At 73.5% G+C, this 26091-nt stretch carries 19 protein-coding genes and 1 pseudogene; 11 read left to right on the forward strand and 9 right to left on the reverse strand.

Translation table 11 applies throughout. The features are described from left to right. Positions 1-37: 37 nt before the first annotated feature. Together ACZ5CZ_RS10065 and ACZ5CZ_RS10070 are read right to left on the reverse strand one after the other, a co-directional pair. A complete protein-coding gene (locus ACZ5CZ_RS10065) occupies positions 38-748 on the reverse strand; it encodes a 2-phosphosulfolactate phosphatase (RefSeq protein WP_468941031.1) in 711 nt (236 codons plus the stop codon). A gap of 60 nt (positions 749-808) precedes the next feature. Next, positions 809-1978 (reverse strand): hypothetical protein, encoded by a 1170-nt coding sequence (locus ACZ5CZ_RS10070; protein WP_468941034.1) that lies wholly within the window; start codon positions 1976-1978, stop codon positions 809-811. A 393-nt stretch (positions 1979-2371) separates the two neighbouring features. Between ACZ5CZ_RS10070 and ACZ5CZ_RS10075 the strand changes: the two genes are divergently transcribed. From ACZ5CZ_RS10075 to ACZ5CZ_RS10085, 3 genes are all read left to right on the forward strand, one after another. Next, positions 2372-2767 (forward strand): PadR family transcriptional regulator, encoded by a 396-nt coding sequence (locus tag ACZ5CZ_RS10075; protein ID WP_385842793.1) that lies wholly within the window; start codon positions 2372-2374, stop codon positions 2765-2767. Then, positions 2764-3768, forward strand: a complete 1005-nt coding sequence (locus ACZ5CZ_RS10080; protein WP_468941037.1) for a hypothetical protein — start codon at positions 2764-2766, stop codon at positions 3766-3768. The genes ACZ5CZ_RS10075 and ACZ5CZ_RS10080 overlap by 4 nt, the downstream gene beginning before the upstream one ends. Positions 3769-3924: 156 nt before the next feature. Next, positions 3925-8520, forward strand: a complete 4596-nt coding sequence (locus ACZ5CZ_RS10085; RefSeq protein ID WP_468941039.1) for a hypothetical protein — start codon at positions 3925-3927, stop codon at positions 8518-8520. A 146-nt stretch (positions 8521-8666) separates the two neighbouring features. On the opposite strand, the gene ACZ5CZ_RS10090 is transcribed toward ACZ5CZ_RS10085, so the two are convergent. Beyond that, positions 8667-10031, reverse strand: coding sequence for an FAD-dependent oxidoreductase (locus ACZ5CZ_RS10090; protein ID WP_468941042.1), 1365 nt, complete (start codon positions 10029-10031; stop codon positions 8667-8669). Between the two features lie 157 nt (positions 10032-10188). Continuing rightward, the gene (locus ACZ5CZ_RS10095; RefSeq protein WP_468941045.1) at positions 10189-11748 is read right to left on the reverse strand and encodes a C40 family peptidase; all 1560 of its coding nucleotides are present in this window, start codon (positions 11746-11748) and stop codon (positions 10189-10191) included. A gap of 437 nt (positions 11749-12185) precedes the next feature. Here ACZ5CZ_RS10095 and ACZ5CZ_RS10100 point away from each other — a divergent pair. After that, positions 12186-13331 (forward strand): annotated as a pseudogene (locus ACZ5CZ_RS10100) (DUF1996 domain-containing protein); the annotation flags it as partial. A gap of 35 nt (positions 13332-13366) precedes the next feature. Here ACZ5CZ_RS10100 and ACZ5CZ_RS10105 read toward each other — a convergent pair. Continuing rightward, complete coding sequence (locus ACZ5CZ_RS10105; RefSeq protein WP_468941048.1) at positions 13367-14074, reverse strand: lipoprotein; 708 nt, start codon at positions 14072-14074, stop codon at positions 13367-13369. Positions 14075-14186: 112 nt separating this feature from the next. On the opposite strand from ACZ5CZ_RS10105, the gene ACZ5CZ_RS10110 reads away from it, so the two are divergent. From ACZ5CZ_RS10110 to ACZ5CZ_RS10130, 5 genes are all read left to right on the forward strand, one after another. Next, on the forward strand, positions 14187-14645 hold the full coding sequence (locus tag ACZ5CZ_RS10110; RefSeq protein ID WP_467541626.1) for a flavodoxin family protein: 459 nt from the start codon (positions 14187-14189) through the stop codon (positions 14643-14645). 404 nt (positions 14646-15049) lie between these two features. Beyond that, positions 15050-17401: a WD40/YVTN/BNR-like repeat-containing protein gene (locus ACZ5CZ_RS10115; protein WP_468941052.1), complete on the forward strand. Its 2352-nt coding sequence runs from the start codon at positions 15050-15052 to the stop codon at positions 17399-17401. A gap of 135 nt (positions 17402-17536) precedes the next feature. Next, positions 17537-18253, forward strand: coding sequence for a GH12 family glycosyl hydrolase domain-containing protein (locus ACZ5CZ_RS10120; RefSeq protein WP_385842579.1), 717 nt, complete (start codon positions 17537-17539; stop codon positions 18251-18253). 237 nt (positions 18254-18490) lie between these two features. Further along, positions 18491-19747, forward strand: coding sequence for a beta-ketoacyl-[acyl-carrier-protein] synthase family protein (locus ACZ5CZ_RS10125; RefSeq protein ID WP_468941056.1), 1257 nt, complete (start codon positions 18491-18493; stop codon positions 19745-19747). Between the two features lie 23 nt (positions 19748-19770). After that, positions 19771-20718, forward strand: a complete 948-nt coding sequence (locus ACZ5CZ_RS10130) for an acyl-CoA desaturase (RefSeq protein WP_468941058.1) — start codon at positions 19771-19773, stop codon at positions 20716-20718. A 19-nt stretch (positions 20719-20737) separates the two neighbouring features. On the opposite strand, the gene ACZ5CZ_RS10135 is transcribed toward ACZ5CZ_RS10130, so the two are convergent. The 3 genes from ACZ5CZ_RS10135 to ACZ5CZ_RS10145 form a co-directional block, all read right to left on the reverse strand. Then, entirely contained in the window at positions 20738-21538 is an 801-nt protein-coding gene (locus tag ACZ5CZ_RS10135) for an SAM-dependent methyltransferase (RefSeq protein ID WP_385842582.1), read from the reverse strand. Positions 21539-21662: 124 nt separating this feature from the next. Continuing rightward, positions 21663-22319: a GNAT family N-acetyltransferase gene (locus ACZ5CZ_RS10140; RefSeq protein ID WP_468941062.1), complete on the reverse strand. Its 657-nt coding sequence runs from the start codon at positions 22317-22319 to the stop codon at positions 21663-21665. A gap of 397 nt (positions 22320-22716) precedes the next feature. Continuing rightward, entirely contained in the window at positions 22717-22986 is a 270-nt protein-coding gene (locus tag ACZ5CZ_RS10145; RefSeq protein ID WP_468941064.1) for a hypothetical protein, read from the reverse strand. 276 nt (positions 22987-23262) lie between these two features. Here ACZ5CZ_RS10145 and ACZ5CZ_RS10150 point away from each other — a divergent pair, with 276 nt between their 5' ends. Both ACZ5CZ_RS10150 and ACZ5CZ_RS10155 read left to right on the forward strand, forming a co-directional pair. Then, positions 23263-24138, forward strand: coding sequence for a helix-turn-helix domain-containing protein (locus ACZ5CZ_RS10150; protein WP_385842585.1), 876 nt, complete (start codon positions 23263-23265; stop codon positions 24136-24138). 100 nt (positions 24139-24238) lie between these two features. Beyond that, on the forward strand, positions 24239-24739 hold the full coding sequence (locus ACZ5CZ_RS10155; RefSeq protein ID WP_468941068.1) for a hypothetical protein: 501 nt from the start codon (positions 24239-24241) through the stop codon (positions 24737-24739). A 175-nt stretch (positions 24740-24914) separates the two neighbouring features. On the opposite strand, the gene ACZ5CZ_RS10160 is transcribed toward ACZ5CZ_RS10155, so the two are convergent. Then, the gene (locus ACZ5CZ_RS10160) at positions 24915-25766 is read right to left on the reverse strand and encodes an isocitrate lyase/PEP mutase family protein (RefSeq protein WP_468941071.1); all 852 of its coding nucleotides are present in this window, start codon (positions 25764-25766) and stop codon (positions 24915-24917) included. Positions 25767-26091: the final 325 nt, after the last annotated feature.

Consider the following 26091-nt stretch of genomic DNA (forward strand, 5'->3'; position numbering starts at 1 on the left):
ACTCCGAGGGTGGCCCGGCCCGCCGACGGCGAATGACTCACTCCCGAGGGTGATCCGGCCCGCCGACGGCCACGGGCCGCAGCACGAGGTGGCCGTCCGTCCGGGAGGCCGCCATGGCGAACGGAAAGGTGTCCGCCTCCAGGCACAGCCCCACGTCCTCGGGATGGACACCTGCCGAGCCGCGCCGCACCCAGTCGGCCAGCCGGGCGGCGGCGTCGGAGCGCCGGGCCCGGTCGAGATAGGGGGCCGGGTCGGTGGCGCCGGCCGTGCGGACGCGCTCGGCGATGTACTGGGCGCAGGCCAGATCCTCCGCCGCCTGCCCGCCGTCCCCGGTGACGACGAAGGTCACCGACTCCGGCCGGGCGCGCCGCAGCAGTTCGGCGGTCGCCCCGGCCACCACGAAACTCGCGCACAGCAGCAGCCCGGCGTCCGCCACCGCGAGCGCTCCGGCGGTCCCGGCGGTGGTCTTCTGCACCACCGTGCGGCCTCGCACATCCAGCGAGCGCAGCCGGGCGGGTGAGTTGGCGAGGTCGAACCCCGGCACCGGCTCCCCGTCCTGGAAGGCGAGCCACCCCGGGTGACGGGCCTTCAACTCCAGCGCCTCCTGTTGGCTGCCCGCGAACACGATCCGCTCGGCGCCGCGCCGGAACGCCCAGGCCGCCACGGTGAACGCGCGCATCACATCGACGACGACGGCCACGGCCGGGGCCTTCGGAGCACCGGTGATGCCGGTGAACACGGTTTCCATCGCACCATGGTGCCGCCCGCACCGTCGGTCCGGCAGGCGTTTTCCCGGCGGGCGGACGTCCTACGACGGCAGGTCGTGACCGGTGCCGGTTCCGCCGGCGGTGCCGGTGTCCTCGGCGTCGGCCTTGCCCCGGCCGCCGAACCGCAGCCGCTCGAACGTGCGCGTCAGCTGCTGGAGCGCGGCGGGTGCCTTGACGGCGGGCCGCTGCTGCGGCAGCGCGGCGGGCGGGACGTCCCGGTAGGCGGCCAGCGCCTCCAGGGCCTGCTCGGCGGCCTCCTTGTACAGGTCCCGGGACTTCGTCATCGCCTCCAGCGCCTCGGCGTACATCGTGACCCGCCGCCGTTCGCGCTCCAGCTCCTCCTGGAGGGTCATCAGGGTCCAGTGGTCACGCAGATCCGTCAGCGCGGCCGCGGCGTCCTGGGGCAGGGGGCGGGGCACGGCCACGAAGTGCCGCAGCGCCGCGAGGAGTTCCTCCGGCACGGAGCCGTCCAGGAAGACGGTGCGCACGCGGTGGTCCCCGCCGTCGTAGCCGTCCGGTGCCGGGTCCGGTGGCAGCAGTACGGCCCCGCCGCGCGGCACCTCGACGCCGAGGTCCTTCAGCGCCCAGTTGACGGCCCGGAACTGGTGCGGGGCCGCGCGGTGCTCGATCACCCGGTGGCGCAGGCCGGGCGGCAGCAGCCGGGCCAGCGGCAGCCTGCCCTGCTCGTCCGGGGTCATCGCCTCGTGCACGACGAGGTTGACGCACCAGGCCTCGCGGGCCGCGTCCCGCAGCCGCCGCTTCATCTCCTTGTCGTCCGCGGGCAGCGGGTTGACCTGGCGGAAGCGCACGCCGACGGCCGTGGCGTGGTGGTCCCAGGAGCCGTCGGCCCCCTCGGCGGGGCCGCCCTCGGGCCAGAACAGCGTCGCGGGGGATGGCCATGCGTCGTCCCAGGGGCGCTCCGCCTCCGCGACGAGCCGCCACTCGTGCCCCTGCGGCCTGGCCCGGCGGGGTTCCAGGAAGAGCCGGGCCCGGACCGTCACCGTGCCGCCGGCCCGCCATCGGGCCTCGAAGATCCGGCCGGTCGCCCCCTCGGGCGCCGGCGGCTCGGCGAAGTCGTCGATGTCCCCGCTCTCCTTGTGCCGGCGCAGGGTGCGGCGTACGACGTCGTCCGGGTCGGGACCGGTGTGGCGGCCCCGGGCCGCCCAGAGGGTCTGCGGAAGGGTGGCGTGGTCGGTGGCGGAGTTCGACATGAGCCAATCTGCTGATGGGGGCGGGTGTACCTCCCAGTATCACCGCTCGGCCGCCCGGACCGAAGGCGGGGGGCGGCGCGCCGCGCGACACGCGCGGGCGGACCCGCGCACGGGGTGTGCGGCGCGCGTCCGGAGTGCGCGGTGAACGCCCCGGTCGACCGCCGCACACCCGTGGTCCGGCCCCGGCACGCCGCCCACAATGGTCCGGCGAACGGGGTCCGCCCGTCCATCCGCTCAGGGGCGGATCCCGTTCCGCGGCCCGTCCGCTCACGGGCGGATCCCGTTCCGCGCCCCGTCCGCTCACGGGCGTGTCCCCCTTCGGCGACCCGCACGAGTGAATCGCTCGATATATATCGGCGGCCGATATATCCTGGCCGTATGACAGCGAAGAGCATGACCCGGGCGGCGTTCTTCGTCCTCACGGCGCTCGCCGACCAGCCGCGGCACGGCTACGGCATCCTGCGCGAGGTCGAGGAACTGTCCGACGGCGAAGTGCAGTTGCGGGTCGGCACCCTGTACGGCGTGCTGGACCGGCTCACCGCCGACGGCCTGATCGTGCTGGACCGGGAAGAGGTCCAGCAGGGCCGGCTGCGCCGCTACTACCGGCTCACCGACGACGGCGTCACCGCACTCGACGCCGAGGCCGAACGGATGGCCGCCGGTGCCGGTGCCGCCAAGCGGCGCATCGCCGAGGGCCGCCGCACCGGCACCGCGGCCCGCCCCGCTCCCGGCACCCCGGCGGGCCACGAACCCCCCACGGCACCCGGACTCGCGGGAGGCTACGCATGACCACCCTGCTGGAATCCCGCTACCGCACCGTCCTGCGCCTGCTCCCCGCCTACTACCGCAGGGAGCGCGAGGAGGAGATGGTCGAGACCTACCTGGGCGACCTCGACCGGGACACCCAGGACCAGAGCCGGCCCACGCTCGGCGAGATGGCGAGCATCGCGGCCCTCGCCGTACGGTGCCGGCTGGGCGCCCCCGGCGCGCCGCGCGGCTACGCCCTCCTCGGCTCGTCCGTCCGCGTCTTCGTGCTGTGGGCCGTGCTGCTCCAGGCGGCCTCCGCGGTCGTCACGCCGGTCCTCCAGCTGACCTGGTCGTTCACCCGCGGCAGCGCGGAGCGGCAGATGTTCCTGGCGGAGTTCACGGACCACGGCCCGCTCGCCGCGGCCGTCGCCGCCGCGCAGTGGATCCTGCCGCTGGGCTGGGCGGCCGCCTACTTCGCCCTGCTGTACGACCGCCGCCGCCTCGCCCGGATCTGCGCCGCCGTGGCCGCGCTGCCGACGCTGTGGCCGCTGCTCGGCTCGGTGCTGGGTATCGCCTTCCTCTCGATGCCGGCGTTCACCTTCACCTATCTGCTCTTCACCTGGCTGCCGGTCCTGGCGCTGTGCGCCGCCCACCACCGGGACGCGCCCCCGGCCCGGCTGCCGGTGGGCTCGCCCGGGCTCGTGCTCATGGCGACGTGCGTGGTGATGGGCGCCTCCCAGGTGGTGCTGCCGGCCGCCGCGGCCGACCTGGCCTGGGCGCCCGCCAACTGCTTCGTCGTCGGGGCGCTCGGCTGGCTGCTGTGGCGCGCCCGCCGGACCGAACCGGGCGGGCCGGGCGTGGCCCTCGCGCTCGCGGCGCTCGGCCTGCTGCTCCTGGCCGTCCGCGTCACCGCCCTGTATCCGTGGCTCGGGCTCGACCTGCCCGCCGTGTACGTCGGCGGCGGCCTCGGCCAGACGGCCGCGCTCACGCTGCTGACGGCGGTCCTGGCCGTGGTGGGAAGCCGCGAACTCGCCCGCCACTGACCGGATGTGACGGATGGGCGGCCGGGGCATGGCGCGGGCCCCGGTGGGGACGACCCCGACCTTTCCCGGGGTGTGCCGGGGGGCCGCGTCCGGGGCTTCCCCGGTTGTCCACAGGCCCGTGACCGGTTGTCGTACCCACGTGCCAAGATCGGTCGCATGCTCACTCACGCCCTGCTGCCCACGGAGTCCCACCGGTCGGCGACCTACGTCCTGTGGGTCACCTCCCACGACCCCGGCGCCGCGCCCGCCGCCGGAGCGCTGCTCGACGAGGTGACCGCGGCCGTGGCCTCGGCGTATCCGAAGATGGGCCGCTGCCTGGAGACGCTGCGGCGGCGGGCGGGCCGGCTGCCGGCCGCCCATCTGCCCTGGTTCTGGGACACGGTGGCACACCGTCTGCTGGGCTACCCCGGCCGCGCCGCCGCCAAGGCCTACAGCCTGGCCCGCAAGGCGGAGCAGGAACACGCGCTGCCCGTCGACCCGGACTGGCGGCGGGCCAACGCACTGCTGTGCGCCTCCCGAGGCGGCCTGCCGGTGAAGGAACTGAGCGAGCATCAGCGCTGGCTGGCCGGGCAGCTGCCGCCCGCCGAGGCACACGCGGAGTATGTGCGCGTGCTCACCGCCTGGGCGGACTCCTCGGGAGAGCTGCCCGCCGACCTCGCCCGCCGCATCAGGGCGTCCGCCCGGGCCGCCGGGCTCGGCATGGACGAGGACGCCCGCGTCCTCGGGAGCGTTCTCGCCGGCGCCCGGGGCAAGGCCGTCCCGGACGCGCTGCTGGAGGCCGCGACCGCGCCGCTGGCCGACCACCCCCAAGGCCCGGACGTACAGGCAGCGTTGCTCGACCTGTTCCCGGACTCCCGCACCGACGCGGCCGCCTGGCTACGGCTGCTGCTGCGCGGGGGCGTCGTGGACGCCGCCGCGGCCGGCCACCTGGTGCCCGAGGACGGCCTCGCGGGCTGGCTCGCCCGGTACACGCGCAGCTACGCCCACCGGAAGGTGCCCTACGGCGGCGTGGCCCGCCAGCCCATGCCGGCCGAACTCTTCGAGATCGTCACCCGCTTCGCACCCCGGCTGCGAGCCGCCGGCACCCCGGTGCGGATCCACGAGGACCGGTACCGCCACCCGGGCCTGGACGCCGACCTGCTGGACGCCTGCCTCGCCGAAGGCATCGTTGTCCACGACCCGGGCGACGCCGTACGGCTGACCTTCTGGGGCGACCGTTCCCGCCGCGACCTCAGGGCACTGGCCGCCCACCCGGTCTTCGGCCGCCGCCTGGAAGGCACCGTCCACGAGGGACTGCGCGGCACCGGTACGGCGATCACCCGCCTCCCGCGGAACGCCGGCATCGCGGCCGAGGTGCACACCCGTGTCGAAAGCCTGCTCGGCGCGCTCCGCGGCGGTGGCCTGGCCGCCGCCGACGAGGCGGTGACGGAACTGGCCGGGCTCCTCGACCGGCCCACGGCCACCGCGCTGGAGGGCATCGAGGAGGCGCTGGCCGCTCTGGACCTCACCGGCCCGCTGGCCCGCGCCCTGCGCGCCGGACTGCCCGAGGAACTCGTCTGGCCCGCCCTGGAGGCGGCCGTCGCCGGCTTCGACCGGGCCGACACCCTGCGCGTCACCTGCACCTGGCCCGTCCTCACCGTCTTCGACGGCGGGCGCGCGGTGGCGGTCGGGCCCGCGGGCACGCGCGCGAGCTGCACCTACCAGGTGCCGGACGAGGCGACCTCGCACGCCGTCCACTACGTCGGCGGGGCGTTCCTCGTCAGCTGGCGGACCGGAGGCCGGTACTCGGTCAGCTCCCAGAGGGCGTTCTGGGCCGACCGCCCGGACGAGGTCTTCACCCCGCAGCACGTCCTCGGCCTCCAGCCGTACGGCGGACTGACCGACGGCGCGTTCGGCTACCAGTTCGAAACCCTGGACGGGACCGGCCGGTTCGACGGGGAGCGGGTGCTGCGTCCCGGCGGACGCGAGGGCATCGGCGACCACGAACTCCAGATGAGCGACGGCCACCGCTTCTACAGCGCCGAGGTCTTCCACTCCCGCGGCCGCTGGACGCCGTACGACCCCGTGACCGGCGCCCCGCTGGGCGGCCCCGACCTGCCCGCGTTCCACCGTGACCGCGAAGTCCCGCCCGGCATGGAGGAGTTCGAGGACGGCCAGTACCTCGCGGCGCTCCCCGAGGACGCCCCCGACTCCCCGCTGGGCCAGTCCGGACGGCTGGTCGGCTGCCGGATCCTCAACCGCACCCCCTACCGAGGCCCGTCCCCCACCGACTTCCTGCTGGAGTCCGTCGACGGCCGCACCGCCCGCTACCGCAGCCGCCGCCTCGGCCGGCGCCCCTGGGGAATCCTCGCCCTCCCGGCGGGCGGCGAGCAGACCGTGACCGTCGGCGACACGACCGTCCGCTGCCACGCGGCCTCGGACAACTCACCGCTCTGGCAGGTCCAGGGCTTCGCGCCGCCGGCCGAGCGGGACCGCGACCACCCGCCCACCCTCGGCGAGCACGCCGGGCCGATGCCCCCGCCCGCCTACTGGCACTTCCTCACCCCACGCGACGAGGCCTCCTCCAAGACCCTGCGCACGGTCGACGAGACCACCGTGCGCGCCCTGCTCGACGCCGCCCTCGACTCCCCCGACGAGGACCGGCTGCGCACCCGCGTCACCCGGCTGCTGCCCGGGGTCGGCGACCCCCGCATCCGCGACGGCGTGGCGCGCGCCGCCCGGCTCGCGGCGGACGTCCTGCGGCGCCGTCAGGACCTGTCCCGGCGCGTCGGCATCATGCGGGCCGGCCCCGTGGTGCACCTGCCCGCCGACATCCCCGACACCGTCCTCGTCCCCGCCCTGTCCGGGCTCCTGCCCGAGCTGCGCGCATACGAGGCCTACCGGCCCGAGCGGCACCCCGGCACCCTCACCGCCGTCGCCGCCGACGGCCGCTTCCTGCGCGGCGACGTCGACGACGAGACCCGCAGCCTGGCCCCGCCCTCCCGGCCGGCGGAGTGGCAGACGCTGCTCGGCGGCATCGACGCGGTCGCCTGGCGGGCCGCCGTCGAGACCACCCCCGACGAGCAGCGGGCAGCCCTGACCGCGCTGCTGCGCACCTGGAGCGGGCAGCTGTTCGCCGCGCCGGGAACCGTCTGGCGCACCGGCCGGGCACCCCAGGAGGAGGTGGCCGCGGTGCCGCGCGCGGCGGCCGGCCCCGCCCGGGGCGGACTCTCCCGCTTCGTGCAGCCGGCCGACGAACCCGCCCCCGCACGGACCGAGGAGGAGCGCACCGTCACGATCGGCCGGGACGACGCCGCGCGCCTCGCCCGCTTCGTGGAACTGGCCGAGCACCACGGACCGCTCCCGCTGACGGAGGAGGCCCTGGCGGTCTTCTGCTGGCGCACCGGGGTACGCCGCTCCATCGCCGCCCTCGCCCTCGGCGGCTTCCCGCAGCGCGACCGGCACGACGACCACCAGAAGATGCTGCGCTCCGCCCCCTACAAGGCGAACAAGGCCATCGCCGCCGAGTACGGCGACTTCCGGTACAAGCTGGGCGTCGACGGCCGGCGCGCGGTGCTGGCCGCCGGCATACCGGACGACCCGGCCGAGCTGTGGACACCGCAGGGCATGAACCGGGCCGCCGAGCGCATGGCCTCGGTCTGGGCCGAGCTGGTCGGCACCCGGCCGTACGCGGACGAGGCGCTGGCCGCCGCGCTGGAGACCGACCTCGGGCTGTCCGCCGACTGGGCGCGCAGCCTCCCGGAAGGACGGCCGCCCGTGGCGGAGCGGGGCTGCGCGCTGGTCGGCACCCGCACCGGCGCCCTCGCCCTGCACCCGGTGCTCGCGGACGGGACGGTGGGGGAGTGGTCCTGGGGCACGTCCGCCACCCACGTCCAGGCCCTCTCCGTGATCGCCTGGGCGCTGACCGAGCGACCGGTCGGCGACCCCGTCGCCCAGGGCGCGCTGCGGCTGCACGAGGCACTGCGGGCGCGGCTCGCCGACCCGGGCACGCTGATCGGGCTGACCGGGGACCGCGCAGCGGCCCGGGCGGCCGCCGACGACCCGGCGTTCCGGCCCTACGAGGGCACGGTGCTGCCCTGCCCGAGGCCGTTGCACGACGGGGTCACCGAGGTGTCGACGGCGGTGGACGACGGGCTGTTCGTCGTCGCCGTACCGACCGGCGACGTCTTCCTCCGCCCGGCCGCCCTCACCGACCAGGAGCGCGTGGCCCGGGCCCTGGACCTGTGCGACCGGGCCGGCTTGGGTTCGCTGCGGCGCTCCCTGGAGCAGACCCGTGCCGTGCTCGACGGGACGGCCCGGATGGCGGCCCGCGCCATGGCGACCCCCGTCCCGGTCGGCGGGTACGAGGCCAACCCGGCGCTCAGCGTCCCCGACCTCGTCGCGAGCACGGCCGGCAGACTCGGGGTGAGCCCGGACGCGGCCGCGCTCCACCTCCAGCTGCACGCGCTCGCCCGCCCCACGGACCGCAACGTCCGCCTCTGGAACGGCTGGACGGCCGCCCGGCACAAGGCGGCACAGGCCGAGCTGGTCGCTGTGGGGGCGGTGCAGACCGGCCGACGGCCCCGGGCCGGCCGCACGGCGTTCGCCCACGACACCTGGGACGTCCTGGACGCCCCCCATCTCCCGGTGGAGAGGGGGAAGCTGACCAGCCATCTGGCGGCGGCGGTGGGCAAGCGGCTGTGGGGCCCCTTCCTTCGCCTGCTGCCCCCGGTCCCCCTGCACGAACTGTTCGCCCGGGCCGCCGAGGCGTGAACGGCTGGGTCGGACGGCCGGGGTCTGAAGGCTGGTGGGCCCTGAACGGCGGGTGGGGGCCGGCGCTGATGCGCCGACCCTCACCCGGGCCCCACGGATTCGGCGATCCGCTGGTCCAGCGGGCTGCCGATCCGTCGGCCGAGGACTTACGCCCCGCTCTCCCGCAGCATGTCCTCGCGCTCGACGATCTTCACGCGCTCGCGGCCCTGCGGCTCGCCCAGCGCGCGCTCGGCGGCGTCCAGCTTGTACCAGCCCTCCCAGGTGGTGAAGCGGACGTTCCGCTCGGCGAGGAAGGCGTCCACGGCCTCCGGCTCGGGTGCCGAGGGGGTGTGCAGCCGGCCGTTCGCGTGGTCGTCCAGCAGATTGGCCACCGTCTCGTTGGCGTCGCCCTTGGTGTGCCCGATCAGGCCGATCGGTCCGCGCCGGATCCAGCCGGTGACATAGGTGGACTGGAGGTGGCTGCCGCTCTCCTCGATCACCCGGCCGCCCTCGTCCGGGACGGTGCCGGACTCGATGTCCCAGGGGAGCTTGGGCAGCTTCTCGGAGAGGTAGCCGACCGCGCGGTAGACGGCGGTGACGTCCCAGTCCTTGAAGACGCCGGTGCCCTTGACGTTGCCGGTGCCGTCGAGGGCGGTGCGCTCGGTGCGCAGACCGACCACCTTGCCGTCCTCGCCGAGGATCTCCGCGGGGGACTCGAAGAAGTGCAGGAACAGCTTGTGCGGGCGGTCGCCGGCGTCGCGGATCGCCCAGTTCTCCAGGGTCTTGGCGACCATGTCGGCCTGCTTGTTGCCGCGCCGGGTCTCGATCGAGCCCTTGTCGTAGTCGATGTCCTCGGGGTCGACGATGACCTCGATGTTCGGCGAGTGGTCCAGCTCGCGCAGCTCCATCGGGCTGAACTTGGCCTGCGCCGGGCCACGGCGGCCGAAGACATGGATCTCCCGCGCCTTGTTGGCCTTCAGACCCTCGTAGACGTTCGGCGGGATCTCCGTCGGCAGCAGCTCGTCCGCCGTCTTGGCGAGGATGCGGGCCACGTCCAGGGCGACGTTGCCGACGCCGAGCACGGCGACCTTCTCGGCCTCCAGCGGCCAGGTGCGCGGCACGTCCGGGTGGCCGTCGTACCAGGAGACGAAGTCGGCGGCGCCGTAGGAACCCTCCAGGTCGACGCCGGGTATCGGCAGCGCCCGGTCGGCCATGGCGCCGGTGGAGAAGATCACCGCGTCGTAGAAGGCGCGGAGGTCGTCCAGGTTGATGTCCGTCGGGTAGTCGACGTTGCCGAACAGCCGGATCTGCGGCTTGTCCAGGACCTGGTGCAGGGCGGTGATGATGCCCTTGATGCGCGGGTGGTCGGGCGCGACGCCGTAGCGGATCAGGCCGAACGGGGCGGGCATCCGCTCGAAGAGGTCGATGGACACACCGGGGTCGGCGGCCACCTCGGACTTGAGCAGGGCGTCGGCGGCGTAGATCCCGGCGGGGCCGGCTCCGACGATGGCTACCCGCAGGGGGCGCGGCATGATCAGGTTCCCTTCGAGCGTGAACAGGCGACTCGATCGGGAAGCCTAAACTAAGGCAGACCTAAGTTGGTACGCGGGTCCGGTCTATGACCTCATAAGGGCATCTTATGACTTGTCCAGTGCGGCCTTATGGTGGGTGTCCGGGTCGCGAGTGCCCCTAGGCGGGCCTGACGATCCGGTGGATCGCCGTCTCCCCGGCGCCGAGGACCGACTCCTCGCGGATCGACGACCCCGGGCCCGGTGCGTGCACCATCATGCCGTCGCCGGTGTACAGACCCACGTGCCGGTCGTCGTCGAAGAACAGCACGAGATCACCGGGTTCGATCGCGTCGAGCGTGACCGGGGCACCGGCGAGCGCCTGCTGGTGCGCGGCGCGCGGCAGGGTGACACCGGCGGCCTTCCATGCGGCCTGGGTCAGGCTGGAGCAGTCGTAGGAGTCCGGCCCGGTCGCACCCCAGACGCAGGGCTTGCCGAGCTGCGCCCGGGCGAACGCGATGGCCTTGGCGGCCCGTGGGCCGACGACCGGCGCGGCCGTCGTACCGGCGCCTGCGGTCCGGGCCGGCTGCTCGGCAGCCCGGGCGAGCAGATCGCGGGCTGCGGTGAATCTGCGCAGGTTCTCCGCCTTGGTCACGGTGGGCGCGGCGCGCCCCGGCGCGGCGACCCCGGGCAGGGTCCAGGGCCCCGGCGCCGCTGCTCCGGCCGCACCGGTCACGGGAAGCACGGCCGTTTCCATGGCGCCGTCCCCGCCCGCCGCCGGGCCGGCTCCCAGAGGGGTTCCTTCCAGCGCGCCGAGGCCGACGGCTTCGGCCGCTCCGGTACCGGGAACCGGCGGCTCCGGCGGAGCCGTGGTGCCGAAGTCCGTTGCGGGCCAGTCCATGGGCGCGGCAGTGTCGAGAACGGGGGCGGGCCAGCCTGTCGTGCGTTCCGCTGTGTCGGGGCCCGGACCGACGACCGACCAGTCGAGTCCGGACGGCGCCGACAGCGGGGCCGGGCCGGAAGCGACCGGCAGCGGTGCCGTGAGGTCGGGGAGGTACGGCGATGTCTGTGCAGCTGTCCCGGCAGCGGTGGGCAGTTGGGGCTGGAGCAGCGCCGGGGGTGGGCCGGATGGGCCGGTCAGCGCCGGGTATCCGGGGGCCGCGCTGACGGCCGGCATAGGGCTGGTCGTGTCCGGTGCGAGGGCGGCCGGCATGAGGCTGGTCGTGTCCGGTGCGAGGGCGGCTGGGGTACGGCTGGTCGTGTCCAGTGTGAGGCTGGCCGGGGGGAGGCTGATCGCGTCGGACGTGGTGGTGGCCGGCGGGCGACTGGGCGTGTCCGGTGTCGGTGCCGGGGGCAGCTCGGCCATCGGGCGCCCCGCGGCTCGCTCCAGGGCGGGGGCCGGGAGCGCGGCCCGCAGGGGCTCCTCCCCGGTTCCGGGAGCCCCGCCGGACTGGCCGAGGGCGCGCGGGGGTGCGGCCGGGCGGGGCGGGAGCCGGTCGGCCGGCAGCACCGCGGGGACGGTCGGGCCGAGTTGGGCGCGTGCCGCCTCGAACCACTGCCGGGCCACCTGGTCGAGCACGGGATCGGCGGTCCGCCCCGCCCGCCCGGCCGGCGGAACCGCCCGTGAGCGCGTCCGGGCCGACAAGGCACGGGTGGCGTTGTAGTTACCGGTCGCGTTCTCGGCCTGGTCGTACAGCGAAGCGACCCGCCGCCGCACCTCGTCGCGACTCTCCGGCGCCATGGAAGACGTGCTCCTTCCTTGCCCCGCAAGGCAGTTGGACGGCGGGCACCCGGTGGTCAGCCGGGCGGCCTCCGCGTCAACCTAGCCAACGTGTGTACCCCCTGTGAAGGTTGAGGCGTGGAATGTCCGATACGTATTTGTGATGTTCGCCGCGATGTTCGACGGGGAAGAAGCGATGCCCGTGTTTTCCTGTGAGAATCCGCTGAATGCGCGATTCCGTTGAACACGTCGGCCCCGCGCCGCGTATGACACGGGGGCGCTCCATGCCAACGAGCAGTGATCAGACACAGAGGCCCACCTTGGCACGCAACCGGCCCAGACGCCCGACCGGTCCCCGGCGCACGACCCTCGCGGCGCTCGCCCTGCTGCTCGGCGGAGCAGCTCTCGCCGCGGTGAACGCCCCCACAGTCCCCGCCGTGGCCGCCGAGGGCCGCAGCGGCGCGGGCCAGGCCGGCAACGGCCCCGTCGTCTCCGACTACGCCGACATCACCGCCGTACCACCCGCCGCGCCGAACCCGGCCCTCCGACCCGGGGCCTCGCGCGGCAGCTTCAGCTCCGACTGCGGGGCCGACGCGGAGGGACTGTTCAACTCCGACAACCTCATCGTCGCCCCCGGCGTGTCCGATGGGGCCCACCACGTCCACGACTACATCGGCAACCAGGGCAACAACGCCTTCGCGAGCGACGCCGACCTGGCCAAGGCTCGCACGAGCTGCGCCGACCAGGGGGACAGGTCCTCGTACTACTGGCCGGTGCTGCGCCTCCAGGACGGCACACGGGAGCGGGACGCCGACGCCCCGGGCGGGGGCACGGAGGGCAACGCGGGCAGGATCCTCACGCCCAAGCAGGTGACGCTCACGTTCGTGGGCAGCCCGGTCGGCAGGGTCACGGCCATGCCGCGCTTCCTCCGCATCATCACCGGCGACGCCAAGGCCCTGGTCAACGGCCCCGGCAACGCCAACGCCTCGTGGAGCTGCACCGGTTACGAGGACCGGCAGCTGACGGACAAGTACCCGCTGTGCCCGTCCGGCAGCGACGTCGTCCGCGCGTTCCGCTTTCAGAGCTGCTGGGACGGCCGCAACACCGACAGCGCCGACCACCGCACCCATGTGGCCTTCACCGACGCCGACGGATCCTGCCCGGCCGGATTCCGCGCCATCCCGCAACTGGTGCAGCGCATCGTCTACGACGTGCGCGCGCCGAGCCTGCGGGACGGCGGCCGTACGGTCCCGCTGTTCGCGGTGGATTCCTTCCCCGACCAGCTGCACAAGCCCGTCACCGACCACAGCGACTTCATCGCCGTCTTCGCCCCGGACCTGATGCGGAAGATCGTCGACTGCATCAACACGGGCCGTGTCTGCGGCCGCCCGGACCCCGCCGCCCTCACGGCCGCGGCCACCCCCGCGGCGGGCTCCGGCGCCGGTGCCGCGCCCGTGACCGACGCCCTGACCCCCGTCTCCGCCGCACCGCGCCCGGCCACGCCCGGCCGGAGCGCAGCCCACCTCTGGCCCGCGGCCGTCGGCACACTGCTGGGCCTGTCAGGGCTGTTCATGTTCCTGCGGGCCCGGCGCCTGCGCTACTGACGCAGGACTGAGCGCCGGCACACCGGTTGCGGCCCTCAGCCGAGCTCGAGGGTCTGCTTGGCCAGGTCGTACGCCGGCCGCATCGCCTCGTGCTCCTCGGTGTCCATGCCGCCGAGGTGCAGGACGACCGGGCCGTCCGGCGTGCTCACCGCGAACGCGCACTCCTTCTTCGTCTCGTCCAGGAGCTTGCTGGTGTAGAGGTACTCGACCTCCACGCCGGAGACCCCGCCGCCGGTCGTGAAGGAGTGGTACTTCTCCTTGCTCACGTTCTCCTCCGCGGCGACGAACTCCCGCAGCACACGGCCCGGGTCGGAGGAGCCGGGCTTGCCGGTCCACACCCGCAGGAAGCCGATGTTGCCGGCCGGCTTGGCGTCGACCTCGCAGGCGGCGGTGACCGGCCCCTGCCGCAGCAGGGCTTCGGCGAGCGCCCCGCCCGGGTCGCCGCCGGATCCGTCCGAGCCCTTCGACGCCTTCGACGACTCCGCCCCGGAGTCGACGGACTTGGCCTTCCAGTGCCGGGCGATCTCGAAGCGGACGGGGAGTTCGCAGGCGCTTCCGGCGGCGCCGATCGTGCCCCCGCTCGCCGCCTTCGCCGTCGCCTTCACGGTGCCCGCCGAGGTCGAGGCACCCGGGCGGCCCGCGCCGTCCGAGTCGGCGCAGCCGCTCAACACCGCCGCGAGCAACGCCGTCCCCGCCGCCGCGCACACCGCGGTCCTCCGTACGATCCCCACCTTGACCTGCACCTTTTCCTCCCCTTGGTCCGGCCGGACACTGTAGCCGAGGGCACGGACGACCGAGGAGGCAATAACGGGCGGGGTTTGCGGCGAGCGGCGGCCGCACGGCAGGGTGCTGGACGTGCCTACCTTGCTGATCGTCCATCACACCCCGTCGCCCAACTGCCAGACCCTGTTCGAGTCCGTCGTCTCCGGTGCGACGGCCCCGGAGATCGAGGGGGTGCGCGTGCTGCGGCGGGCGGCCCTCGCCGCCACCGCCTCCGATGTGCTCGAGGCCGACGGCTACCTGCTCGGCACGCCGGCGAACCTCGGCTACATGTCCGGCGCGCTGAAGCACTTCTTCGACCAGATCTACTACCCCTGTCTGGACGCGACCCGGGGCCGCCCCTTCGGCTACTACGTCCACGGCGGCAACGACGTCACGGGTGCCGTCCGCGCCATCGAGTCCGTCACCACCGGACTCGGCTGGCGGCGCGCGGCCGAACCGGTGACCGTCACCGGCGAGCCCGGCAAGGCCGACACGGAGGCCTGCTGGGAGCTGGGTGCCACGCTGGCGGCGGGTCTGATGACCGGCGACTGACGACTGTGAGGGAGGGGGTTCGGGTGCTCTCCCGTGTCGAAGCGCTTCGACACCGCATGGCCCTGCGTCGGGGGTCAATCGACATGTAGTTCAGTTTTCAAAACCCCCTTGTTCAGCATGGGCGTCGCCGGAAAGGCGCAGCTCAGGTGTGGAAACGCCACGTGAGAGACCCTGTCTTCAGTCGATTCGAACAGGTCAGTTACCGGAACGTTACCTAACGGACCGTTGTCGCGTCCGGTTGCGCGGTCCTACTGTCACCGAACGTCGAAGCGCATCGATTCGCATTGCTTCCGCCCCTCCCGACGTCAGGCCACCGGACGACTCGGCGTCGGCCGCCCGCCGGTCGGACCACGAAAGCGAAGCGCCGCACCTACGGACCCGCACCCGAAAGGCCAGGACCCGCCATGCACCCTGCCCCGCGCCTCTCCCGGCGAGGACTGCTGGCCGTCGGCACGGCCGCGGCCGCTCTCCCTGTGCTCGCCCCTTCCACCGCCTCCGCCGCGTCCACCCGTGCGTCAGGGAAGGTCGGACACACGCCCTACACCTTCCGCAACGCGGAAATAGTCGGCGGCGGTTTCGTCCCCGGCATCGTCTTCAACCAGCGCGAACCCGGACTGGTGTACGCCCGTACCGACATCGGCGGCGCCTACCGGCTCGACAGGGCATCCCAGCGGTGGATCCCGCTCACCGACTGGATCGGCTGGGACGAGTACGGACACACCGGCATCATCAGCATCGCCACCGACGAGGTCGACCCGGACCGCGTCTACCTGGCGGCGGGCACCTACACCATGCCCGAATGGGACCCGAGCATGGCGGCGATCCTGCGCTCGACCGACCGCGGCCGCACCTGGAAGACGACTCCCCTTCCGTTCCGGCTGGGTGGCAACATGCCCGGCCGGGGCATCGGCGAGCGGCTGGTCATCGACCCGAACCGCAACAGGATCCTCTACCTGGGAGTGCGCGGGGGCCACGGGCTGTGGCGCAGCACCGACTACGGCAAGTCCTTCGCGAAGGTGACGAGCTTCCCCAACGCGGGCAACTTCGTCATCGACCCCACCGACCCCGACGGCTACAACGGCGACAACCTGGGCGTGCTCCAGGTCGTCTTCGACAGGCGCACCGGCAGAGCGGGCAGGGCCACCCGGACCATCTACGTCACCGTCGCCGACAAGGACAACATCCTGTACCGGTCGACCGACGCGGGCGCGACCTGGGAACGCGTCCCCGGGCAGCCCACCGGCTTCATCCCGCACCACGCGGTCTTCGACCACGTCGGCGGCTATCTGTACCTGGCGACCAGCAACACCGCCGGCCCGTACGACGGGTCCAAGGGCGACGTGTGGAAGCTGGACACCGCCACCGACACCTGGACCCGCATCAGCCCGGTCCCGTCCACCAGCGACGACGACCAGTACGGATACAGCGGTCTGACCATCGACCGGCAGAACCCGGCCACCCTGATGGTGTCCACCCAGGTCAAGTGGTACCCCGACTGCCTCCTGTTCCGCTCCACCGACGGCGGCGCGAGCTGGACCCGCATATGGGACCTGGGCGCGAACTCCGAGCGCACCCTGCGCTACGACATCGACATCTCCGACGCCCCCTGGCTGACCTGGAACGCCTCGCCGTCGCTGCCGGAGATGGCTCCCAAGCTGGGCTGGATGATGGAGTCGGTGCAGATCGACCCCTTCGACTCCGACCGCTTCCTGTACGGGACCGGCGCCACCATCTACGGCTCGGACAACCTGACCGACTGGGACCGCGGCGGCACGGTGCACCTCTCCGTGCGGGCCCGGGGGCTGGAGGAAACCGCCGTCACGTGTGTGATCAGCCCGCCCGTGGGCCCCGCGCACGTCTTCTCCGGCGTGGGCGATGTCGGCGGCTTCCGGCACACGGATCTCCGCAGGGCGCCGAAGATGTACGACAGCCCGACCTTCGGCGGCACCCCGGCCCTGGACTTCGCGGAGCTGGCGCCGCACACCATCGTGCGGGTCGGCAACCCCACCAGCGGCTGGACCCAGCATTTCGCCATCTCCACCGACAGCGGCGGCACCTGGACGCCGTCGCGCAGTGAGCCGTCCGGCGTCACCGGGCCCGGAGCCGATGACCAGGCCGTCGCCATCAGCGCCGACGGCAGGCGGATCGTCTGGTCCCCGGCCGGAGCGCCGGTCAGCTGGTCCGACGACCACGGAGCGACCTGGACGGCTTCGAAGGGGCTGCCGGCCGGGGCCCCCGTACGCTCCGACCGGGTGAACCCGGCGACGTTCTACGCCTACGACTCCGGCGTCTTCTACGTCAGCACGGACGGCGGCAAGAGCTTCACGGCCACGGCGGCGACCGGTCTGCCCACCGCGGGGAACGTCCGGTTCAAGCCGGTACCGGGCCACGAGGGCGACATCTGGCTGGCCGGCGGCACCGACAAGCCAACCACCCCCACACCGTACGGGCTGTGGCGCTCGACCGACTCCGGAACGTCCTTCACCAGGTTCGACGCGGTGGACGAGGGCGACGTCGTCGGATTCGGCAGGGCCGCACCCGGCGCCACGTACCCCGCCGTGTACACCAGCTCCAAGATCCGCGGAGTGCGCGGCATCTTCCGGTCCGACGACGCGGGCCGGAGCTGGACCCGCATCAACGACGACCGCCACCAGTACGCCTGGACCGGCAACACCATGACCGGAGACCCCCGGGTCTTCGGCCGCGTCTACTTCGGGACCAACGGCCGCGGAGTCGTCTACGGCGATCCCCGGTGAGGTTCGGCTCCCGGCCGCCTCGCTCCGCACCCGCCGTCCCGAGGGGGAGACCGACGTAGCCCTGCCCCCACGGCAGGACGACCGATTTCTCCCCTCCTGTGTGATCCCCCACCCAGCACACATTCCGGAGGGCTGATGAAATTCCGTATCGGCTGGGCCGCGCTTCTTGCGGCTCTCGCTCTCGTCTGCGCCCTGCCGAACTCGGCAGCGGCAGCGTCTTCGACGTACTGGTTCAAGTACTACGCGACCGGCGGCAACGCCTCGACGTGGTACAGCGACGACAACAACTGGGGCGTGAACTCCTCCACCGGCACCGGCTTCGTCGCCATGGTCAACGGCAAGGACTGGGGCTGGACGTCCCCGGTGACCACACTCCCCAAGAAGATCCGCGACGTCAGCCCCAACAACACCACCTGGTTCAGCCAGTCGGCCTACCCGAAGTCCGGCTCGTACTACGACGCCACGTACGACATCTTCATCGACCCCTACCCCGCGCCGACCGACCGCAACTCCAAGACCGAGCTGATGATCTGGCTCAACTGGTACAACGCCAAGCCGCTGGCCGACCACTACGACGCGAACGGCAACGCGGTCCCGGCCGCGACCAACGTCAGCCTGGGCGGCCGCAGCTGGGACATCTACGAGTACACCTGGAGCAACGGCGGCCACACCCTCAGTTTCCTGGACAGGAACAGGTCCGGCTGGTGGTCCGGCAGCCTCACCCCGTTCTTCCACTACGGTCTGAACAGGGGCTTCTACACCCAGGACCACTACCTCAACAGCGTCATGGCCGGCTGGGAATTCGGGCCGGGTGACTACACCGCTCACTCCTGGGGAGCCGTGGGCTTCTGACGCCCCCACCAGCCGCCCGGCTCTCCGTACGCAGAGCCGGGCGGCCCGGGGACCCCACGCAGTATCACCGACCGCAACACGCTCGGACGGGACACAGAATCCACCCGGACAGCGCCGACCGGCACTGACCGTTCGTCAGCGAGATTCGCGCATCCGGGTGGCAGCGCGCCCTCCGTCTGGACCGATCGAGTTGTGGCGGCCCGGGACCGGCACCGGGAGCCCGAATAATCACGGTCCATGCAGCTCGTGACAGCACAACGCCGCGCGGGGCGCGCCCCCGTCGCCGTCACCGGACTGGGACTGGTCACCCCGGCGGGCGTCGGCCGCGAGGCGGCCTGGGCCGGGCTGTGCGCCGGGCTCTCCACCGCCACCGCCGACCCCGCCCTGGCCGGGCTGCCCGTGGCGTTCTCCTGCCAGGTGCCCGAGCTGGACGCGACCGGAGCACTCGGCCACCGGCTGGCCCGCCGACTGGACCGGTTCACCACCTTCGCGCTGCTCGCCGCCCGGGAGGCCGCCGCCGACGCCGGGCTCACCCCGGACACCTGGGACGACACGCGCGTCGGCGTGGTGATGGGCGTGGGCACCGGGTCCATGCAGAGCTGGCAGGCCGAGTTCGACCGGCTCGCCGAGCACACACCCGAACGCGTCTCACCGCTGGCCCTGCCGCGCAGCGTCCCCAACATGGCCGCCGCCGAGATCGCCCTCGACCTCGGCGCCCGCGGCCCCAACATGGTCGTCAGCACCGCCTGCGCCTCCGGCACCAGTGCGATCGGCGTCGCCCGCGACTGGCTGCTGTCCGGCCACTGCGACCTGGTCCTGGCCGGCGGCAGCGAGTCGGCCCGGCTGCGGATGACCGCCGCCTGCTTCGCCCAGATGCGTGCTTTGTCCCGCCGCTCCGACAGCCCGGAGAGCGCCTCCCGCCCGTTCGACCGCGACCGCGACGGTTTCGTCCTCGGCGAGGGCGCGGCCGTGCTCGTCCTGGAGCGCACCGCGGACGCCCGCGCCCGCGGCGCACGCCCCGCCGCCCTGCTCGCCGGGTTCGGCGCCTCCTGCGACGCCCACCACTTCACCGCCCCGCACCCCGGCGGCGACGGCGCCGCCCACGCCATCCGCGGCGCCCTCGCCGACGCCGGACTCGCCGCCGAGGACATCGACCACGTCAACGCGCACGGCACCGCCACCCCGCAGGGAGACGCGGCCGAGCACAACGCGCTGCACCAGGTCTTCCGCCGGCCGCCACCGGTCACCGCGGTCAAGGGCGCCATCGGGCACGCCATCGGCGGCGCCGGCGCCATCGAGGCCGCCTGCACGGTGCTGACCCTGCGCCATCAGCTGATCCCGCCCACGGCCAACCTGGACACACCCGACCCCGCGATGGACCTCGACGTCGTCGCCAAGGCCCCGCGCCCGCACCGGATACGAGCCGCCCTCAGCAACTCCTTCGGCTTCGGCGGCCAGAACGCCGTCCTCGCCTTCACCGCCGCCGACCAGTAGACCCGATCCCGGAAAAGGTATCCATGTCCTCGGAATCCACCTCCCTGGCAGGCGGCACACGCTCCTGGCCCACCGGTGAGCAGCTGATGGTCGGCGTCTTCGTCGCCGTACCCTTCCTCGCCCTGCTCGCCGCCGTGCCGCTGGCCTGGCGGCACGGGCTCGGCCCGGTCGACCTCGTGCTCGCCGTCGTCTGCTACCTGGTCAGCGGGCTCGGCATCACGGTCGGCTTCCACCGGCACTTCACCCACGGCTCGTTCAAGGCGCGCAGGCCGCTCAGGATCGCGCTCGCCCTCGCCGGCAGCCTGGCTGTGCAGGGCCCGCTGATCACCTGGGTGGCCGACCACCGCAAGCACCACAAGTTCTCCGACCGGGACGGCGACCCGCACTCGCCCTGGCGCTACGGCCGCACACCCCGCGCCCTCGCCAAGGGCATGTTCTACGCCCATGTCGGCTGGCTCTTCGAGACCGATCACGCCTCACCCCGGCAGTACGCCCCCGACCTCGTCCGGGACCGCGCGCTGATGCTGATCTCCCGGCGGTTCGGGCTGCTGGTCCTCGCCTCGATCGCCCTGCCGGCCCTGCTCGGGGCCGTACTGACCCGGTCCTGGCAGGGCGCGCTCACCGCGTTCTTCTGGGCCGGGCTGGTCCGCATCTGCCTGGTGCACCATGTGACCTGGTCGGTCAACTCCATCTGCCATGTCACCGGCGCCCGGCCCTTCCGCAGCCGGGACCGCTCGGGCAACGTCTGGTGGCTGGCGCCGCTGTCCTTCGGCGAGTCCTGGCACAACCTCCACCACGCCGACCCCACCAGCGCCCGGCACGGTGTGCTCACCGGCCAACTGGACGCGAGCGCCCGGCTGATCCGTTGGTTCGAACGCCTCGGCTGGGCCTACGACGTGCGCTGGCCGGACCGGCAGCGGGTGGCCGGGCGGCGCCAGGCCCCCGACGCACCCGCTGCGCCGCCCGGGTGAAGTGCCGCCGGACCGGCGGTCAGGGCTTGCGGGCCACGCCCCCGTACAGCGGCTGCTGCACGCGGATCCGCATGTCCGGCTCCGGGTGCCAGTCGGTGGCCGGGACGACACCCGGCTCGCACAGCTCCAGACCGTCGAAGAACCGCAGAACCTCGGCGTGCGACCGCAACCGCACCGGGGTGCCCCCGGAGCGGTACACGGCGTCGATCCGCTCCCACACCTCCGGGTCGAACAGGTCCGAGCCGCCGTGGGACAGCATCAGGTAGCTGCCCGACGGCAGCGGGTCCAGCAGCGTGCGTACGACACCCCACGGGTCGTGCTCGTCCGTCACGAACGGCAGCAGCGCGACCAGCGACAGCCCCACGGGCCGGGTCAGGTCCAGATGCTCGCGGGCGAACGCCACGATCTGCTCCGGCTCGCGGACATCGGCGTGCACATAGGCGGTACGGCCCTCCGGGGTGCCCTGGAGCAGGGCCTCGGCGTGCCGCAGCACGATCGGGTCGTTGTCCGCGTACACCACCCGGGCGGCCGGCACGACGGACTGGACGACCTGGTGCAGGTTCGGCTCGGTGGGGATGCCGGTGCCCACGTCCAGGAACTGGTCGACGCCCTGGCGGGCGACGAAGCGGGCGGCCCGGTGCATGAACTCGCGGTTGGCCCAGGCCGTGTCCTTGGCGCCCGGGTAGAACGCCAGCACCTGCTCCGCCGCCTCGGTGTCCACCGGGTAGTGGTCCTTGCCGTCCAGGAACCAGTCGTACATGCGGGCGGAGTGCGGCTTGCTGGTGTCGATCCGGTCCGGGCTGAATCCGGTGTCTGTCACGTCGGGTCTCCGTGGTCGAGGAGGATGGGTGTTCTCGCTGAGAGGGCGGTTGGTTGTCGTTGAGGAGGCGGCTGCTCCTGCCGGCGGGGGCGGTTGTCTCCGGTTGCTCGGCGGCAGGTGCCGGTCAGCGGCAGTGGCGGACCGCCGTGCTGTCGTGCCGTACCCAGACCGCGTCCACCACCCGGCCGTCGGGCAGGGTGTGCCGGGGCGGCCCGGTGTCCGGCACAAAACCGGCGCGGACCAGGGCGCCCAGGCTCGCGGCGTTCCCCGGTTCGGCGCCGGCCCGGATCCGGGCCAGTCCGGCGTGGGTGTGGGCGAGGACCAGGCCGGCGCCGAACAGCTCCGCGCCCAGCCCCTGGCCACGGCAGCCCGGCGCCAGCCAGCCGCCCATCTCGCCCCGGTCCGGGTCGAGTTCGAGCCCTCCGGCATAGCTCAGGTCGGAGCTGCGGACGCAGACCAGCAGCAACGCCCCGCTGCGGTCCGGGACATACGGCACGGCCAGCTGCCGCGGCAGCCTGCGGCCGTCGTCCCCGGCGGGCCGCCACGCGAGCAGCGAGCGCCGGCCGGCCGGGTCGGGCAGTACCTGGTCCGCCCGGGTGCCGAGCCAGCGCTGCGCCTCGGCGTCCGCGCTCGCGGCGAGCACCGCCGCCACGTCGAGCCGGTGGCGCGGCGTGAACAGCAACAGCCGCTCCGTGGCCAGGACATGCCGGTCCGGCCCGCACCGCCCCGGGACCGGCAGCGCGGACCTCGACCGCACCCGGCGGATGAGCGACCACACCACGAATGCCCCCGGCCGAACGGTGAACGCGGCGACCCGGAACCCGTACGGATGACGGACCGCCGTCGGGCACGGACTTCCCGCACCGGCGGTGAATCTACCGGGGATCGGGACGGCGGGGGCGTGCGGGGAGCCCGGCGCGTGCGGATCAGCCGACCCGCTCCTGCGAGCCGGGCTTGGGCCGGCTGGTCCAGGACGGGTCGGCGGCCGATCCGGAGACAGGGGTGATGCGGTGCATGGAGATCCTTCGCAGGAGTGGGGGGATGGTCCCGGTCCGGGGCGGGGCGGATGCCGCGCCGTGCCGGTACGGGGGTGGAGACGCCGGTGATGCCGCGGAACCGCCCGCGGTACGGCGGGGTCGTGGTCGAGCCGTGCGGGCCCGGCGCGCCGGGCGGGGTGGTCAGCTGCGCGCCGCCGGCGCCACCGCCCGGTCGGGTATGGACGGCATGTCCCGGCCGCTGCCGGCCGTGTGCGCCACCGCGTCGGTGACCGGCTCGGAGGCGGCGAACACCGCGTCCACGCGCAGCTTCGCCGGCACCGCCCGGGCGGCGGCCGGGCCGGGGCGCGGGGCCCCGGAGGCGAGCCGGTCGAGGCCGGAGGGCCCAGGGAGTCGACCGAGGCGCTCGCCTCCGGGTGGTCCGTACGGTCGGTGGAGGGAGGGCAGAGCCATCGCTGTGCGCCTTTCGTCCGGCCTCGCGTGCGGGGGTTTCGGTCCGGGCCGTGCGGCGTGGGGGTGAACTCGGGGTGTCGGGTTCTGCCGGCCGCTCGCCTGCTCCTGGCCGGCCGGAGCAGTGCATCCACTCTGACACCAGCCAACAACAGACCGCAACCAGCAAGTTGAAATTTGCAAATAGCCACATGCATGCTTCAGCCAGGACGCGATCGCATCACCGACGGGCGCGGTCGCGTGGCAGGCTGAGCCTGACACCGGTGAGGGGGTTGGGGCATGACCGCGGAGACCGACTGGGGCGGTGCCCCGTCCGTCCTGCGCATGATCCTCGGCCGCCGGCTGGAGGAACTGCGCAACCGGGCCGGCCTCAGCTACGCCGAGGCGGGCACGGCCATCGGCGTCAGCCACTCCACGATCCGCCGCATGGAGGCCGCGAAGGTGGCCCGGCTGCGGCTCGCGGACGCCGAGAAACTGCTCCGGGTCTACGGCGTCACCGACCAGGGGGAGATCGACACCTTTCTCGAGTCCGTGCGGGAGGCCAACAAACGCGGCTGGTGGCACACGTACCGCGATGTGATGGCCGACTGGTTCGCCGCCTATCTCAGCCTGGAACAGGCGGCGTTGCAGATCCGCGCGTACGAGAACCAGTTCGTGCACGGCCTGTTGCAGACCGAGGACTACGCCCGCGCCCTGCTGACCGCCAGTCATCCGCACGCGCCGGCGGAGGAGACGGAACGCCGGCTGGCACTGCGGCTGCGCCGGCAGCGGCTGCTGGCCCGGGAAGGGCCGCCGCGGCTGTGGGTGGTGATGGACGAGACCGCGCTGCGCCGGCCGGTGGGCGGCCCCGAGGTGATGCGGGCGCAGATCGGCCATCTCATCGACGTCGGCCGGCTGCCCCATGTCACCCTGCAACTCATGCCGTTCGCCAACGGACCGCATCCCGCGCTGACCGCCGGCGCCTACCACCTCTTCCGGTTCCGCGCCCGCGAACTGCCCGACGTCGTCTACCTCAGCGGGCTGGTCGGCGCGGTCTATCTGGACAAGGCCGACGAGGTCGTGGTGTACCGCGAGGCGCTGGACCGGCTGGGCGCCCAGGCCGAGCCCGCCCGTCGCACCGAGCCCCTCCTCGAGGCGCTGCGCAAGGAGATGTGAGGCCGAAAAGCGACGCAACCGGGCTCGTGGAAATACGGTCTTAGGTTCCGCCGACGGCCGGGAGCGACCCGGTCGCGACGTATCACGGGGGAACAGAAACATGTCCATGCCCAGCCGCAAGACCCTGCTCACCGCCACCGCCCTCACCGCCGGCCTGGCCCTGACCGCCGTGACACCGGCGCTCGCGAGGACCACCGAGAGCCGGCCCGCCCACGCCGCGGTCGCCCACTCCGCCCAGGGCGACGCGCGCAACGCCACCCAGCACGTCGCCGACTTCTACGGCGCCTACATCGACGCCGTCTGGGCCACCGATGACACGTCCGCCGGCCCCGCCGCCAAGGCACTGCGCGCCTTCTACCTCTCCACCGCCGCGCAGCACAAGGTCGCCACCTTCGAGCGCAAGGAGCACGCCGACGGCGTGCTGTTCGCCCAGAACGTGCCGGTGAAGTGGCAGGTCGCCTACACCGGTTCCGCCGCCGGGCACGCCACCAGCCGGGTCACCCTGACCTGGAGCGACGGGCCGCACGCCGAGGTCAGCCGGATCGACGTCCAGTCCGACCTGAAGACCCTGAAGATCACCGACCTGAAGCCGGTCCGCTGACCGCGGGCGTGCGGTCCCGCCCCGCCCCACTCGAGGCGGGGCCCACGCCCGCCGTGCCGCTCGGCCGCGCCCCCAGGGGAAGCGGGGGCGCGGCAGGGGCTCACCGGCCGGGCCCACGGCACACCGGCAGCCGGGATGCGCAGGCGGCCCCGGGTGCCGGGGCCGCCCGCGGGCGTCAGGCCGGGACGTGCTCGTGGTGGCGGCTGATGTTCCGCTCCAGCAGCGCCAGGCACTCCGCGACACCGACACTGTCCGGTCCGGTCCCGGGCAGCCGGCCGTCCGCCTCCTTCAGCTCCAGCAGGGCCCGGTCGATGGCGGTCTGCGCCGCGAACAGGCACGGGGTGCTGTAGATGGCGACGTCGACGCCGAGTTCGGACAGCTCGCCCAGCGACAGCCGGGGCGACTTGCCGCCGGCGATCTGGTTGAACAGCAGCGGCTTGTCCCCGATGACACGCCGCACCTTGTGGATCCAGTCGACGCTGCGCACCCCGTCCACGAGGACGACATCGGCGTCGGTCGCGGCCAGCGCCTTGGCCCGGCGCAGGATCTCGTCCTCCTCGGTCGCGTCGGTGCGGGCGACCACGACCAGCTCCCGGCGCGCCGACAGCACCATGTCGAGCTTCTCCAGGTACTCCTCCAGCGGCAGCACCTGCTTGCCGTCCACGTGCCCGCACCGCCGGGGCCGCTTCTGGTCCTCCAGGATGACCCCGGAGGCGCCGGCCGCCTCCAGGCTCTGTACGACGTGGCACGCGGTCTCCGGGTCGACGTAGCCGTCGTCGATGTCCACGAGCAGGTGCTGGCGCGGGAACGCCAGCCGCAGGCGCTGCACGAAGCCGACGATGTCCGGCCAGGCGATGAAGCCGATGTCCGGCAGGCCGTAGTGGGAGGCGGCGAAGCCGAACCCGGAGACGAACATCCCGTCGTAGTGCTGCGCCGCGACCGACGCGGAGAACATGTCGAACACGCCGATCAGGGGCGTGGTGCCGGGGGAGCCGATGGCGGAGCGTAGCCGGTTGGGGTGGGTCACGGTATCCTCCGTGGGAATGGTTGCGTGAGTCGTCTGCCGCTGCGGCCCTGCCCGCCAAAGCCGTGGCCGCGCGGTGTACTTCGCACCGGACAGGCCGGGTGCCCTTCAGCAGAAGGAGCGTCCGGCCTGTGTCGTCCGGTGCGGCGGCAGACTAAAGAACGGCTTTACCGAATCACAACCATCTCTTGGGTCTTCCGATACGGAAATGGCCGGACTCCGCCCCGCCTCCGCGCCCCGAAGTGTCTCCTTGCACGGCAGTGACCGCCGGGTTCGGTGGCACGGACGGAACAGGATGACCGGAAAGGTGCGTCCGCCCCTGCCGGTC

It is taken from the genome of Streptomyces sp. NPDC031418 (assembly GCF_055581605.1).